The organism is Pseudomonas neuropathica (assembly GCF_051174785.1).
Taxonomy (GTDB): Bacteria; Pseudomonadota; Gammaproteobacteria; order Pseudomonadales; family Pseudomonadaceae; genus Aquipseudomonas; species Aquipseudomonas neuropathica_A.
Genome location: NZ_CP195111.1, coordinates 2556274 through 2570487, shown reverse-complemented (window position 1 = coordinate 2570487; position 14214 = coordinate 2556274). Strand labels below are relative to the sequence as shown.

12 protein-coding genes are annotated in these 14214 nt (G+C 59.8%); 9 read left to right on the top strand and 3 right to left on the bottom strand.

Going from position 1 to position 14214, the window contains the following annotated elements; all coding sequences use genetic code 11:
- Positions 1 to 35: 35 nt before the first annotated feature.
- The 3 genes from ACRRSD_RS11645 to ACRRSD_RS11635 all read right to left on the bottom strand — a co-directional run bounded on the left by ACRRSD_RS11645 (position 36) and on the right by ACRRSD_RS11635 (position 4542).
- Complete coding sequence (locus ACRRSD_RS11645; protein ID WP_435038145.1) at positions 36 to 1874, bottom strand: hypothetical protein; 1839 nt, start codon at positions 1872 to 1874, stop codon at positions 36 to 38.
- Between the two features lie 527 nt (positions 1875 to 2401).
- The gene (locus ACRRSD_RS11640) at positions 2402 to 3718 is read right to left on the bottom strand and encodes a bifunctional DedA family/phosphatase PAP2 family protein (RefSeq protein WP_435038144.1); all 1317 of its coding nucleotides are present in this window, start codon (positions 3716 to 3718) and stop codon (positions 2402 to 2404) included.
- Between the two features lie 128 nt (positions 3719 to 3846).
- Positions 3847 to 4542, bottom strand: coding sequence for a DNA-3-methyladenine glycosylase (locus ACRRSD_RS11635; RefSeq protein WP_435038143.1), 696 nt, complete (start codon positions 4540 to 4542; stop codon positions 3847 to 3849).
- A 177-nt stretch (positions 4543 to 4719) separates the two neighbouring features.
- Here ACRRSD_RS11635 and ACRRSD_RS11630 point away from each other — a divergent pair, with 177 nt between their 5' ends.
- From ACRRSD_RS11630 to ACRRSD_RS11590, 9 genes are all read left to right on the top strand, one after another.
- Positions 4720 to 5991 (top strand): glutamate-5-semialdehyde dehydrogenase, encoded by a 1272-nt coding sequence (locus ACRRSD_RS11630; RefSeq protein WP_435038142.1) that lies wholly within the window; start codon positions 4720 to 4722, stop codon positions 5989 to 5991.
- The gene (gene nadD / locus ACRRSD_RS11625; protein ID WP_435038141.1) at positions 5960 to 6682 is read left to right on the top strand and encodes a nicotinate-nucleotide adenylyltransferase; all 723 of its coding nucleotides are present in this window, start codon (positions 5960 to 5962) and stop codon (positions 6680 to 6682) included. The genes ACRRSD_RS11630 and nadD overlap by 32 nt, the downstream gene beginning before the upstream one ends.
- 72 nt (positions 6683 to 6754) lie before the next feature.
- On the top strand, positions 6755 to 7249 hold the full coding sequence (rsfS, locus tag ACRRSD_RS11620) for a ribosome silencing factor (protein WP_016986117.1): 495 nt from the start codon (positions 6755 to 6757) through the stop codon (positions 7247 to 7249).
- 9 nt (positions 7250 to 7258) lie between these two features.
- On the top strand, positions 7259 to 7726 hold the full coding sequence (gene rlmH, locus ACRRSD_RS11615; protein ID WP_009051038.1) for a 23S rRNA (pseudouridine(1915)-N(3))-methyltransferase RlmH: 468 nt from the start codon (positions 7259 to 7261) through the stop codon (positions 7724 to 7726).
- A gap of 10 nt (positions 7727 to 7736) precedes the next feature.
- Positions 7737 to 9632 (top strand): penicillin-binding protein 2, encoded by a 1896-nt coding sequence (gene mrdA, locus ACRRSD_RS11610; RefSeq protein WP_435038140.1) that lies wholly within the window; start codon positions 7737 to 7739, stop codon positions 9630 to 9632.
- 31 nt (positions 9633 to 9663) lie between these two features.
- Entirely contained in the window at positions 9664 to 10767 is a 1104-nt protein-coding gene (gene rodA, locus ACRRSD_RS11605; protein WP_049802149.1) for a rod shape-determining protein RodA, read from the top strand.
- A 17-nt stretch (positions 10768 to 10784) separates the two neighbouring features.
- A complete protein-coding gene (gene mltB / locus ACRRSD_RS11600; protein WP_435038139.1) occupies positions 10785 to 11795 on the top strand; it encodes a lytic murein transglycosylase B in 1011 nt (336 codons plus the stop codon).
- Positions 11795 to 12805 (top strand): septal ring lytic transglycosylase RlpA family protein, encoded by a 1011-nt coding sequence (locus ACRRSD_RS11595; protein ID WP_435038138.1) that lies wholly within the window; start codon positions 11795 to 11797, stop codon positions 12803 to 12805. The genes mltB and ACRRSD_RS11595 overlap by 1 nt, the downstream gene beginning before the upstream one ends.
- Positions 12806 to 12990: 185 nt before the next feature.
- Positions 12991 to 14148, top strand: coding sequence for a D-alanyl-D-alanine carboxypeptidase family protein (locus ACRRSD_RS11590; RefSeq protein ID WP_038361911.1), 1158 nt, complete (start codon positions 12991 to 12993; stop codon positions 14146 to 14148).
- Positions 14149 to 14214 lie beyond the last annotated feature (66 nt).

The window sequence follows — 14214 nt, the reverse complement described above, 5'->3', positions numbered from 1 at the left end:
AATGAAAACGCATGGCCGGTGTCCCTACCGGTGTGTCACTGATGTTGAGCGGTCGGCGTTGCCGATTCGGGCCAGCTGATGTCGTAGGCGAATTCCTCGCCGTTGCCCGACAGCCTGAGCACGGGTTTTCCCGCAGCTTCGGCTTTGTCGATCAACAAGTCGTACTCGAATTTGTTCTGGCGTCCGGCATGGGTGGCACCTTCAATGCGCTCAGCGCTCGTGCCTGCCTGCTCCTTGATGTCATCGATCCTCACCGCTTTGGTCAGGTCTGAGTTCAGCAGCCAGATGCGCTCGGCATCCAGTCCGCTGCGGCTGACCGATATCAGCCCTTCGAAGTCATCGTCGGGAAACCAGGTGGGAGGCGTGTCGCGGGCCGCTGAATTGAAACTCATGTTTTCTTCATGAGGTACGACTTCCAGGTGGCGGGTATCCAGCACATACAGAAACATTTCCTGCTGGCGTGTACGCGTTGATTCATAGCGGCGATCGTGATCCCACGGAACAGGACTTGCGGCATCGGACCATTCGGACGATGTGGTGCTTTCTGTGTCACTGGCATCGCTGCCCGAATCGCTTTCCCCAGCATCCCGGCCCGGGTGTTTGTTGGTCTGGCTGTTGAAGCGCAAGTATTCCGGATCAGGCTCTCTCGCGTACATCTGCCCTTCTTTGAGGCTGAAGGTCGCGCTCATCGGTTTATGCGTGGTGGCACCGGGTTTGTGCTTGTATCGCGGCAGCATGAAGCCGTCATTGGCGAGTTCGAATGGTGTGCGCTCATCGCCACGGAACAACCCCGGAATGTCCGTGCGGTACAGGCAATTGTTGGTGTTGCGCAGATAGCCGAGTTTGTTCAGCAGTGCTTCGCGCACTGGCGCGGTCATGCTGGTTTCAAGGCTGTACCAGTCATGCCGGGCATCGCGCTTGAGGTTGAGTTCCTCGGCGGCGTCCCGGCTCATTTGCTCGAGGCGCTGCGGATTGTCGTTGTCATCGATCAGGCGTTTGTGGGCTTGTGCCCATGGCGGCATTTTCGCGTCGTTCTTCATGTCCTGCTGCAAGCGGGTCAACTGACCGGGCAGCAGATTGTAGGACTGCAGAAATGCCTCGCGTTGCGCGAGGCTCATGGTCGGGTGCAGCCAGCGCAGGGCATCGCGCAGCAAGTCGCTGTGCGGATTCGTGACTGTGGGTTCCACCCACTGCGGGCGCGTGCCGCTGGCCACGGCATCGGTGCGAAAACGCAGGAGATCCTGGCCGTGTATATCGTACGTCTGCCAGATTTCCTGGTCGGTCCAGTGCTTCAGGTGTGTGGGCTGGGCAGCGAATCCGCCGGCCGGTGGATCGACCGGGAACCAGCGGCCGAAGTGGTCTTTGAAGGCATATTGCGTGACCGCGTTATTTACCCCGAATGCAGGTGTCAATTCGTAATAGCCTTGGGCATCCGGTGAACGCATGGAGGCCTTGTACAGATTCGAATCGAGGTGCGCAGGTCGAGGCTGTTTTGCTGCGTGAGCGATTCCGGACGGCGCAGGTCGTTTTGTCGAGGCCATGGTGGGCGCCGGATGCTCCGTCAGGCGCCAGGTCAATCGGCCTTCGTTCCGGTAAAGCACCGGCCCGGACGCTGATCGCTCAGTGACCAACTTGCAGCGATAAACCCCGGCGGCATCCTGGCCAACATGGGTAGTGCGCACGCCTGCGTCATATTCGACGTCGACAAACTGGCGTCCGACGATCCAGCGAAAACCGTCATCCTCGGCCGGTTTCATGCCGCGCAGAAAGTCGTCGCGCAGCCAATAAGTGTCCGGCGAATGATCGCTGGAGAGGCGGGCAGGACTGGTAGCGGGCATGGCCTGGATGACAACGGCAGGCGGGGTGGTATCCATGACCGGACGGCCGCCAGCGGAGTGGGCGGGGATCTGGCCACTCGGTAAACCCGGTAAGCGGAAAATGGAAGGCTCGCCTGTAGTGAACGGAGTATCGGCCCGCAGGGGCGGGAATGTGCCCGGGTCAGGTTGTTGCGTTGAAGGCAGGGGTGGTTTACGCGGTATCTTTGGACTCATGGAATACTCGAAATCAGTTGATGTATGAAACCCTCGCTTCATAAGTTGAGTGGATTGTTTTGCAGGCAAGTGCAAGCCGTGTCACTTAATAGCGAGAATTTGCCGAAAGGGTTTCAAAGGTTGCGGATTTAATCTAACTGGTTTTTCAAGTTATGGAAGGCGTTGTTGTGGTGGTTTACAGGTGATGTGTAACTTCTATTGTTTTTGTTTTCAAGTGTAGGAAGTTGCAGTTTGGTAAATAAGAAGTTTTACCTTGGATGAGTAAGTTTTGCTAAGGGAACAGCGCTGCTCATGTCGGACATTTCCTAAAAGAGCAGCGCGAAAGTAATAAGGCTTGTCTATCGCCTCATTCAATAGGCGTAACGCAACAACGTATGAGGCAAATGTCGCAGGACGAAAAAGCCGAACAGCGCCAGCATGGCCGGCAGGATCAACCACCAGATCTTGAACGGCATGGGATTGAGCGCGGTTTTGCGCTGACTCAGCCACAGCGCGGCTGCGCAGACACAGGCGGCGAGCATGGCGCCGGCCAATACGTCAGTTGGCCAGTGAGCGCCCAGATAGACCCGTGACAGCGCGATGGAAAGGGCCGGAATACAGGCGATCAGCAACCAGGTCAGGCGCATGCGTGGTGGTTGTCCGCGACCCGCCAGCACCGCCAGGGTCAGAAACAGCGCAAATGAACCTGATGCGTGGCCGCTGGGCATGCTGTAAGTGGTCAGTGGATCGGTCAGCACCTCCGGGCGCACCCGGGCGAAGAAGTACTTGGTCCCGGTATTGGCAAGTGCGGTCACCAGCAGCGTGCCGCCGGCGAAGATTGCCTGACGCCATTGCCGGCACAGCAGCAACAGACCCGTCAGCAAGACACTGAAGAGCAGCATGTTGCGGAATTCACCGATCAGGGTCAGCGTGACCGCAATTTCATCCAGCACCGGTTGGCGATGTTCCTGCACCAGCGTCATCACGCCTTGATCGAGTGCTGTCAGATACGGATAGCCGATGAACAGACCGATCAATATCAACAGGCTCATGCTGCTGATCCAGATCGTCGCGCGGCGGTGCCGGCGCAAACTGCTGTTCACGCTGAGGCCGACCATTACCGCGATGCTGCCGGCGACAATGCCGGCTTCCAGCCAGAACCCTTCAGGCAATGGCAGGCGGAAGGCCGCGCCGGTGGCCCAGCCCGGCAGCAGATAAGCCAGACTCCAGCCAGCGGCGGCCAATAGACTGACAGCGGCGAAACGCGGGAAGGGCATGTCGCACATACCGGCGACCATTGGCAGCATCGGCCGCAACGGACCGATAAAGCGACCGACCAGCAGGCTGGCGATGCCATAGCGCTGAAAGTAAGACTCGGCGCCCGCCATCCATTCCGGATGATGGCGCAGCCCAGGCAGGCGCCGGATGTTCTGGTGGAAATGGCGACCAAGGAAATACGAAACGGCATCGCCGAGAATCCCGCCGAGAAAACCCAGCAACAACGTTTCGCTCAGCGACAGTGCGCCGCTGCCGGCGAGAACGGCGACGGCAAACAGCAGCACGGTGCCCGGCACGATCAAACCGGCAATCGCCAGGCACTCCACAAAGGCAACAATGAACACCGCAGCAGTCAGCCACTGTGGATTGGCTGCCAGCCAGCCGGTCACGCTATCGAGCCATGGGCCCATACAGAAAAAACTCCAAACCGTTGATGATCCCTATTCAGGAGCTGCCGAAGGTTGCGATCCTTTGATCTTGATCCTTGACACAAAGTCAAAAGATCGCAGCCCTCGGCAGCTCCTGCACAGTTTTGTGTTTACAGCAGAAAATAATCCCGGCCTTCGACCTGACCGCGACGCAGCGGGTTCCGCGTGCACCATTGCGCATAGGTCGCGTCGACAAAGCGGTACATCAGATGCTCGTCACGGCCATGGGGAATGCCCAAACGTGTGGTTTGAATGATGTGCGAAGGCGCCGGCCCAGTGTCTTCCACCAGCAGGACTTCATGATCGAAACGCTTGGCGTCCCACATCGGCACTTTCAGCCCCAGCGCTTTACACAGCAAGGTTTGTCCGGCGCAAAGCTTTTGCGAAGGCCGCGCACGTCCTTGCGCGTCCGGATTGTTCAGCAGCATTTGCGCCAGGCTCGCCGGCCCACTGATTTCATCGATCCACGGATAGGCGGATTTGATCAACACCGCATTGCCCGGCCCTTGTGCGCTGAAGTTCAGCGAATCACCGCCACGGGCGTAATACATATAGATGTGCCCACCATCCAGAAACAAAGCCTTACGTTTTTCTGTGTAGCCCAACGAGGCGTGGCTGCCTTTTTCTGCGCAGTAATAGGCTTCGGTCTCGATGATCCGCGCGCTCAGCCACAGATCGCCAACCCGGTGACGAATGACTTTGCCGAGCAGATCCTGCGCCAGTACTTGCGCATCTCGGTCGAAAAAGGCGTCCGGCAGCCCCAGCGGCAGGCGTTCGGCGCGGTTGCGAACGGTCAGATTGGACATGGCAGGCAACGTTTATCCAGGCTCAGGAGGTCGTGATGATAACAACGCACGGCTTAATTGGGCCTGAACGCCGGTGAATCAGCGTTCATTTCGACCATCCGCCCGTCACCGCTGTTAGTCCCGGGACGCGACAGCTATAATCTGCCGCTTTCCTCTTTGCCAAGACCCCAGCAGACCATGACTGAGTCCGTTCTTGACTATATGACCCGATTGGGTCGCGCCGCCCGCGAAGCCTCCCGGGTCATCGGCCGTGCCAGCACCGCGCAGAAGAACCGCGCCTTGCAGGCCGCAGCCAATGCCCTGGACGCTGCGCGTGCCGAGCTTGCCGCAGCCAATGAACAGGATCTGGCCGCCGGTCGCGCCAATGGTCTGGAGCCGGCACTGCTGGAACGTCTGGAACTGACCCCGGCGCGCATCGACGGCATGATCGTGGGTTTGCGTCAGGTCGCTGCACTGCCGGATCCGGTCGGAGCGATCCGTGACATGAGCTTCCGTCCGTCGGGGATTCAGGTCGGCAAGATGCGTGTGCCGTTGGGCGTGATCGGGATCATCTACGAATCCCGGCCCAACGTGACCATCGATGCCGCGAGCCTGTGCCTGAAGTCCGGCAACGCGACCATCCTGCGCGGCGGCTCCGAGGCGATTCATTCCAACCGGGCGATTGCTGCGTGCATTCAACGCGGTCTGGCCGAGGCCGAGTTGCCCGCCGCCGTGGTGCAAGTGGTTGAAACCACTGACCGTGCCGCCGTGGGCGCGATGATCACCATGCCCGAGTACGTCGATGTCATCGTGCCGCGTGGTGGCCGGGGTCTGATCGAGCGCATCAGTCGTGATGCCCGTGTGCCGGTGATCAAGCATCTGGATGGCATCTGCCACGTTTACGTCAGTGCTCATGCCGATTTGCCGAAAGCCCAGCGCATTGCCTTCAATGCCAAGACTTATCGCTACGGTATCTGCGGTGCGATGGAGACCTTGCTGGTCGATCAAACGGTTGCCAAGGATTTCCTGCCGTCGATGGCGGCGCAGTTCCGCGAAAAAGGCGTCGAGCTGCGCGGTTGCGAGCGTACGCGGGCGATCATCGATGCTGTTGCCGCCAGTGAAGATGACTGGAATACCGAGTACCTGGCGCCGATCCTGTCGATCCGCGTGGTCGACGGTCTGGATCAGGCCATTGAACACATCAACCATTACGGCTCCCATCACACCGACTCGATTGTCAGCGAAAACCTCGCCGACACCCGTCGTTTCGTGGCCGAAGTCGATTCGGCGTCGGTGATGATCAACACGCCGACCTGCTTTGCCGATGGATTTGAATACGGATTGGGTGCCGAGATCGGCATTTCTACTGATAAGCTGCACGCCCGCGGCCCGGTGGGCCTCGAAGGACTGACCTGCGAGAAGTACATCGTGGTCGGTGATGGCCAGTTGCGCGGCCAGGCGCCGGTCTGACTTGACCGACCTCGACCTGACAGCGCCGCAACCCGGCAGCGAAACCCGTCCGCGGCGCATTGGCGTATTGGGCGGCACGTTCGACCCGGTGCACATCGGCCATTTGCGCGGTGGGCTGGAAGTCGCCGAAGCGCTGGCGCTCGATGAGTTGCGCTTGATGCCGAACGCGCGGCCGCCCCATCGCGGTACGCCGCAGGTATCGGCGCAGGATCGGCTGGCGATGGTCGAGTGTGCGGTGGCCGGAATGCCGCCGCTGGTGGTGGACGCCCGCGAATTGCAGCGGGACAAGCCGTCCTGGACCATTGATACCCTGGAGTCGATGCGCGCTGAAATGCCCGCCGAGACCCAGGTTTTTCTGCTTTTGGGCTGGGACGCATTTTGCGGCCTGCCCACTTGGCACCGCTGGGAAGAGTTGCTCCAGCATTGCCACATCCTGGTGCTACAGCGCCCGGACGCCGACAGCGAACCGCCGGATGCCTTGCGCAACCTGCTGGCAGCGCGTTCGGTGAGCGACCCGCTGGCCCTGAAAGGGCCGAGCGGACAGATTGCATTCGTCTGGCAGACACCGCTCGCGGTCTCCGCCACCCAGATCCGTCAACTGCTGGCCAGCGGTAAGTCGGTACGTTTCCTGGTGCCCGACGCGGTCCTGGCCTACATCGATGCGCACGGTCTGTACCGTGCGTCGAACTGAACAAGGCGTGCTTCACTGATACGAATCCACGTGTCGCCAAGCCGCCGAATATATGAGCAAAACGAGTTTTATATGACTGACAAAGACCAAACCAAAGTAAAGCGCAAAGGCACATTCAAGAGCGCCCCGCTGCCAGAGCCGGTCAACACCAACGAGCCGCTGAAAGGTGACGAACTGGTCAAGCTGGCTGTAGCCGCGCTGGAAGACGTCAAGGCGCAAGACATCCAGATCATTGATGTTCGCGACAAGCAGAGCATCACCGACTACATGATCATCGCCACCGGTACCTCCAATCGCCAGATCAACGCGATGCTCGACAAGGTTCGCGAAGAAGTCAAAAAGCAGGGCGCCAAGCCGCTGGGCGAAGAAGGCAAGGGCGACAGCGACTGGGTGCTGTTGGACCTGGACCTGGTGATCGTGCACATGATGACCGCCTCGGCACGTCAGTTCTACGATCTGGAGCGCCTGTGGGCCGGTGCCGAGCAAAGCCGTGCGGCCGACGCCAAGCACCACAGCCCGGAAAACACCCACGAGCATTTCACCAAGCTCAACAAAGACCAGCTGTAAGGGATTGCTGTGCGACTGCGCCTGATCGCCGTCGGTTCACGCATGCCCAAGTGGGTGGAAGAAGGCTGGCATGAATATGCCAAGCGTCTTCCGTCCGAGCTGGCGCTGGAACTGGTGGAAATACCGCTCAATACCCGTGGCAAGAATGCCGACGTGGCCCGTTTCATCCGCCAGGAAGGCGAAGCCATGTTGGCCAAGGTCGGGCAGAACGAACGGATTGTCACGCTGGAAGTCCACGGCAAACCCTGGAGCACCGAGCAACTGGCGGTCGAACTTGACCGTTGGCGGCTGGATTCGCGCACGGTCAATTTCATGGTCGGTGGCCCCGAAGGGCTGGCGCCGGAAGTCTGCGCTCGTGCCGATCAGCGCTGGTCGTTGTCGCCGCTGACGTTGCCGCACCCGTTGGTGCGGATCCTGATCGGCGAACAGTTGTATCGTGCCTGGACCGTGTTGTCCGGTCACCCTTACCACAAGTAATCCAGCCCTCATGTCTCAGCCGATCCGCATCAAGGACCACGAAAAGGACGCACGCCTGGTGCGTAGCCGCGTCGTGTTCGGGGCCATTGCGATCATGCTGTTGATCGGCGTGTTGATCGCGCGGCTGTATTACTTGCAGGTGATCCAGTACGAGTACCACTCGACGCTGTCGGAAAACAACCGCGTCCATGTGCAGCCGATTCCACCGACCCGTGGGTTGATTTTCGATCGCAACGGCGTGGTGGTGGCGGACAACCGCCCAAGCTTCAGCCTGAGCATGACCCGCGAGCGCTCCGGCGACTGGCAGCAAGTGCTCGACGTGATCGTCGAAGTGCTCGAGCTGACGCCCGAGGATCGGGTGATCTTCGAGAAGCGCATGCGTCAAGGGCGCCGGCCGTTCGAGCCGGTGCCAATCCTGTTCGAGCTGAGCGAAGAGCAGATTGCCCGGATCGCCGTGAACCAGTTCCGCTTGCCCGGCGTGGAAGTGGTTGCGCAGCTGGTGCGTCACTACCCGCAGGGCGCGCATTTTGCGCACTCGGTCGGGTACATGGGGCGGATCAACGAGAAAGAGCTGAAGACCCTCGACCCGGTCAACTACAGCGGCACCCATCACATTGGCAAAACCGGTATCGAGCGTTTCTACGAGCCGGAGTTGCACGGTCAGGTCGGTTACGAAGAAGTCGAGACCAACGCCCGAGGCCGCGTGCTGCGCGTGCTCAAGCGCACCGATCCGATTCCCGGCAAGGACATCGTCCTGAGCCTCGACATCAAGTTGCAGGAAGCCGCCGAAGCAGCGTTGGGCGGCCGTCGTGGTGCAGTCGTCGCGCTCGATCCAAAGACCGGCGAGGTGCTGGCGATGGTCAGTCAGCCGAGCTTCGACCCGAACCTGTTCGTCACCGGGATCAGTTTCAAGGCGTACGCCGAGTTGCGTGATTCGATCGACCGGCCATTGTTCAACCGCGTACTGCGTGGTCTGTATCCGCCGGGTTCGACGATCAAGCCTGCGGTGGCGATTGCCGGTCTCGATTCCGGTGTGGTGACAGCGTCCAGTCGAGTGTTCGACCCGGGTTACTACATGCTGCCCAATTACGATCACAAATACCGTAACTGGAACCGCACGGGTGACGGCTTCGTCGACCTCGACACGGCCATCATGCGTTCCAATGACACCTACTTCTATGACCTGGCGCACAAGCTCGGCATCGATCGGTTGTCGGCCTACATGAACAAGTTCGGCATCGGCCAGAAGGTCTCGCTGGACATGTTCGAAGAATCCCCCGGCCTGATGCCGTCCCGCGAATGGAAACGCGCGACGCGCAAACAGGCGTGGTTCCCCGGCGAAACCCTGATCCTCGGGATCGGCCAGGGCTATATGCAGTCAACGCCGCTGCAACTGGCCCAGGCGACTGCCCTGGTCGCCAACAAAGGCATCTGGAACCGTCCACATCTGGCCAAATCCCTCGAAGGGGTGAAGCCGATAGACGAAAACCCGATGCCGGATATTGTCCTGCGCGACCCGTCGGACTGGACCAAGGTCAATCACGGTATGCAGCAGGTGATGCACGGCGCTCGCGGCACCGCGCGCAAAGCCGCTATTGGTGCGCAATACCGGATTGCCGGCAAATCCGGCACGGCTCAGGTCGTCGCGATCAAGCAGGGTGAGAAGTACGACCGTTCCAAGGTTCAGGAGCGCCACCGCGACCACGCCTTGTTCGTCGGTTTTGCTCCGGCCGACGACCCGAAAATTGTTGTTTCGGTGATGGTCGAGAACGGTGAGTCCGGTTCCGGCGTTGCTGCGCCCGTGGTACGGCAGGTCATGGACGCCTGGCTGCTCGATCAGGACGGACGTTTGAAGGCCGAATACGCCAGCCCAATCAGTGCGGAGGCTACGGCCCGTGATGAATAACTTTGATCGCATGCTCTCCAGTGAGGATGTGATGCGTCGCCGCGCGACGTTGCTGCAAAGACTGCATATCGATGGTCCTTTGTTGATCTTGCTGCTGATCCTCGCCGCCGGCAGCCTGTTTGTACTGTATTCGGCCAGCGGCAAAAGCTGGGATCTGCTGGCCAAACAGGCCACTTCGTTCGGTATCGGTCTGGTCTCGATGATCATCATCGCCCAGTTCGAGCCGCGTTTCATGGCGCGCTGGGTGCCGCTCGGCTATGTGATCGGCGTGGTGTTGCTGTTGGTGGTGGACATCATGGGCCACAACGCCATGGGCGCCACACGCTGGATCAACATCCCCGGGGTGATCCGCTTCCAGCCATCGGAGTTCATGAAGATCCTGATGCCGGCGACCATTGCCTGGTATCTGTCCAAGCGCACGTTACCGCCGCAGCTCAAGCATGTCGGCATCAGCCTGATGCTGATCGGCGTGCCGTTCGCGCTGATCGTGCGCCAGCCCGATCTGGGCACTTCGCTGCTGATTCTGGCGGGCGGTGCGTTCGTCTTGTTTATGGGCGGGCTGCGCTGGCGCTGGATTCTCAGCGTGCTGGCGGCGGCGATTCCGGTGTCGGTGGCGATGTGGTTTTTCATCATGCACGACTACCAGAAGCAGCGAATCCTGACCTTCCTCGACCCGGAAAGCGATCCGTTGGGCACCGGCTGGAACATCATTCAGTCGAAAGCCGCCATCGGTTCCGGCGGCGTGTTCGGCAAAGGCTGGCTGCTCGGCACCCAGTCGCACCTGGACTTCCTGCCGGAAAGCCACACCGACTTCATCATTGCTGTACTCGGCGAAGAATTCGGCCTGGTGGGCATTTGTGCGCTGCTGCTGATTTATCTGTTGCTGATTGGCCGAGGGCTGGTGATCACCGCTCAGGCGCAAACGCTGTTCGGCAAATTGCTCGCCGGTGCGTTGACCATGACGTTTTTTGTTTACGTTTTCGTCAACATCGGTATGGTCAGTGGCCTGTTGCCAGTTGTAGGTGTGCCGTTGCCGTTCATTAGCTACGGAGGAACTTCGCTGGTGACGCTGCTGTCAGCGTTTGGGGTTTTGATGTCGATCCATACCCATCGCAAGTGGATCGCACAGGTTTGAATAAGGTGAAGAGTTCAATGCAAGTAATGCGTGGCTGGGCGACTCGATGCGCGCCGTTGGTAGGCCTGATGGGCCTGCTGGGCAGTGTGCAGGAGGCGCTGGCCGGCGAATACGAAGGCTCACCTCAGGTGGCCGAGTTCGTCGGTGAAATGACCCGCGACTACGGTTTCGCCGGTGAGCAACTGATGGCGGTGTTCCGTGAGGCGCAGCGCAAACAGGCGATTCTCGACGGCATTTCCAGACCCGCCGAGCGGGTCAAGCAGTGGAAAGAATACCGTCCGATGTTCATCACCGACGCGCGCATTGCACGCGGTGTCGACTTCTGGCGGCAGCACGAGGCGACGCTGGCCCGTGCCGAGCAAGAATATGGCGTACCGGCGCAAGTCATCGTGTCGATCATCGGCGTTGAAACCTTTTTCGGACGTAATACCGGTAATTACCGGGTGATCGATGCCTTGTCCACGCTCGGTTTCGACTATCCTCCCCGTGCCGAATTTTTCCGCAAGGAGCTGCGTGAGTTCCTGCTGCTGGCCCGTGAAGAGCAGGTCGATCCATTGACCCTCAAAGGCTCGTACGCCGGGGCCATGGGCCTGCCGCAGTTCATGCCGAGCAGCTTTCGCGCTTACGCGGTGGATTTCGACGGTGACGGCCATATCAATATCTGGAACAACCCCGATGATGCGATCGGCAGCGTCGCCAGTTATTTCAAACGTCACGGTTGGGTCGCCGGTGAGCCGGTGGTCAGCCGCGCCGATGTCCGTGGCGAGCAGGTCGATGAAGGCCTGACCACGGGCATCGAACCGACGAAAACCGTTGGAGAGTTGCGAGCGCTGGGCTGGTCAAGTCATGATGCGCTGCGCGATGATATGCCGGTTACTGCATTTCGCCTCGAAGGCGACAACGGCCCTGAATACTGGATGGGCCTGAAGAATTTTTACGCGATCACGCGTTATAACCGCAGCGTGATGTACGCCATGGCCGTACATCAACTGTCTGAACAGCTGGTACAAGCACGGGGCGTCAAGTAATGCGGGCATTGCCTAACAATAAACCCCTGAAGCTGGTGGCATTCGCTGCGTTGGCGGTATTGGTCGCCAGTTGCACGACCAGCCGTTCCCCGACGCCGAAAACCTCCAATACTGCTGTGCGAGCGCAGCCGGGCCTGGACATCAACCGCGCGCACAAAGACGGCGCGCCGTGGTGGGACGTTGACGTGTCCCGAATCCCCGATGCCACGCCGACCCTGCACACCGGTCCGTACAAGGCCAACCCTTACACCGTATTGGGCAAAACCTACTTCCCGTTGCAGGAATCCAAGACCTACGTCGCCTCCGGCACGGCGTCCTGGTATGGCACCAAGTTTCACGGTCAGAACACCGCCAATGGCGAGGTTTACGACCTGTACGGCATGAGTGCCGCTCACAAGACATTGCCACTGCCAAGTTACGTTCGGGTGACCAACCTGGATAACAACCGCACAGTGATCCTGCGGGTCAACGACCGTGGGCCGTTCTATTCCGATCGCATCATCGATTTGTCCTACGCGGCGGCAAAAAAACTCGGTTACGCCGAAACCGGTACTGCGCGGGTCAAGGTTGAAGGCATCGATCCGCAGCAATGGTGGGCCGCCAAGGGGCGTCCGGCGCCGTTGATGCTCAACGAGCCACAAGTCGCGCAGAATAGCGCCCCGGTAATCACGGCCTCGGCCGGCACTGTTGAGCAATGGACGCCACCGCCGCAGCAACATGCCTCCGACACCGTCCCCGTGCCGATGAGTGCAAAAAAAAACGCTTCTGCAACAGCGTCTGGCCAGTATCTGCAGGTGGGCGCGTTCGCCAACCCGGACGCTGCAGAACTGCTGAGGTCGAAGCTCAGCGGGATGGTGAGCGCTCCGGTGTTCATCAGCTCGATCGTGCGCAATCAGCAGACTCTGCACCGGGTACGCCTGGGGCCGATCGGCTCGCCGGGTGAAATTGCCCAGGTGCAGAACAGCGTGCGCCTGGCCAACCTTGGTTCGCCAAGTGTGGTCACCGAGTAATACGTAGAACTTGATTGACGATTCACCAGCGATTGGGGGGTGAATCAGGTTGTTGGCTCGTCGAAGAACAAAAGCCCGGCAAGGGTGACTGGAGTGAGCAACTGAACACGCGATGGCTCGTTAGAAAGTCATCTGATTAAATTTTGTCCGCAAGGACAGTTTCCATTAGCGATTTCGAGAGACGGATGAACATCACCACCTTTGCCAAACGCCTGTGTCTGCTAGTCCCGCTGCTCCTCTCGCCAGCCGCCTTCGCGGCCGAGATGATGCCGTCGCCACCGCAACTGGCCGCCAAAGCCTACGTTCTGATGGATGCCAGCAGCGGCAACGTGCTGGTCGAGAACAATGGCGACCAGCGTCTGCCACCGGCCAGCCTGACCAAGCTGATGACCGCGTACATCGCGACCCTGGAAATCCGTCGTGGCCAGATCGGTGAAAACGATCCGGTGACCGTCAGCGAAAACGCCTGGCGTACCGGCGGTTCGCGGATGTTCATCAAAGTCGGCTCGCAGGTGACGGTCAGCGACTTGCTGCACGGCATCATCATCCAGTCCGGCAACGACGCCAGCGTCGCGCTGTCCGAGCACATCGCCGGCAGCGAAGACGCGTTCGCCGACTTGATGAACAAGACCGTGACTGATCTGGGCATGACCAATTCCCACTTCATGAACCCGACCGGTCTGCCGAACCCTGAGCACTACTCGTCGGCTCACGACATGGCGATCCTGGCCCGCGCGATCATCCACGAAGACCCGGCTCACTACGCAATCTACTCGCAGAAAGAGTTCTTCTGGAACGGTATCAAACAGCCTAACCGCAACCTGCTGCTGTGGCGCGACAAGACCGTTGATGGTCTGAAAACCGGTCACACTGACGAAGCCGGCTACTGCATGGTGTCTTCGGCAGTACGTGATGGTCAGCGTCTGATCGCCGTGGTGTTTGGCACCAACAGCGAAGTGGCTCGCGCCGCTGAAACCCAGAAGCTTTTGACTTACGGCTTCCGCTTTTTCGAAACCCAGACCTTCTATCAGAAGGGCACCGAACTGGCTCAGGCCCCGGTGTGGAAAGGCACCACCAATCAAGTCAAGGCCGGCCTGGCTGAAGACCTGACCATGACCCTGCCAAAAGGCCAGCTGAAGAAGCTCGCTGCCAGCATGACCATGAACCCGCAACTGACCGCGCCAATCGCCAAGGGCGACGTGATCGGTAAAGTCGAAGTCAAACTGGAAGACAAGGTGGTGCACAGCGCTGACCTGATCGCTCTGGATGGCGTCGAGGAGGGTGGTATCTTCCGCCGCATGTGGGATAGCATCCGTCTATTCTTCTACGGCTTGTTCAACTGATTTGTGTTGACCTGCATGGCCCCGCCCCGATCCGGTGCGGGGCCATGTGCGTTACCACGGCTTGCG

Excerpts from the sequence above, each read along its gene's own strand:
- ACRRSD_RS11640 (WP_435038144.1), bottom strand. The coding sequence starts at position 3,718 with ATGGGCCCATGGCTCGATAGCGTGACCGGCTGGCTGGCAGCCAATCCA.
- ACRRSD_RS11595 (WP_435038138.1), top strand. The coding sequence starts at position 11,795 with ATGCGGGCATTGCCTAACAATAAACCCCTGAAGCTGGTGGCATTCGCT.
- mrdA (WP_435038140.1), top strand. The coding sequence starts at position 7,737 with ATGTCTCAGCCGATCCGCATCAAGGACCACGAAAAGGACGCACGCCTG.
- ACRRSD_RS11590 (WP_038361911.1), top strand. The coding sequence starts at position 12,991 with ATGAACATCACCACCTTTGCCAAACGCCTGTGTCTGCTAGTCCCGCTG.
- ACRRSD_RS11645 (WP_435038145.1), bottom strand. The coding sequence starts at position 1,874 with ATGGATACCACCCCGCCTGCCGTTGTCATCCAGGCCATGCCCGCTACC.
- ACRRSD_RS11630 (WP_435038142.1), top strand. The coding sequence starts at position 4,720 with ATGACTGAGTCCGTTCTTGACTATATGACCCGATTGGGTCGCGCCGCC.
- ACRRSD_RS11635 (WP_435038143.1), bottom strand. The coding sequence starts at position 4,542 with ATGTCCAATCTGACCGTTCGCAACCGCGCCGAACGCCTGCCGCTGGGG.
- nadD (WP_435038141.1), top strand. The coding sequence starts at position 5,960 with ATGGCCAGTTGCGCGGCCAGGCGCCGGTCTGACTTGACCGACCTCGAC.
- rodA (WP_049802149.1), top strand. The coding sequence starts at position 9,664 with ATGCGTCGCCGCGCGACGTTGCTGCAAAGACTGCATATCGATGGTCCT.
- rsfS (WP_016986117.1), top strand. The coding sequence starts at position 6,755 with ATGACTGACAAAGACCAAACCAAAGTAAAGCGCAAAGGCACATTCAAG.
- mltB (WP_435038139.1), top strand. The coding sequence starts at position 10,785 with ATGCAAGTAATGCGTGGCTGGGCGACTCGATGCGCGCCGTTGGTAGGC.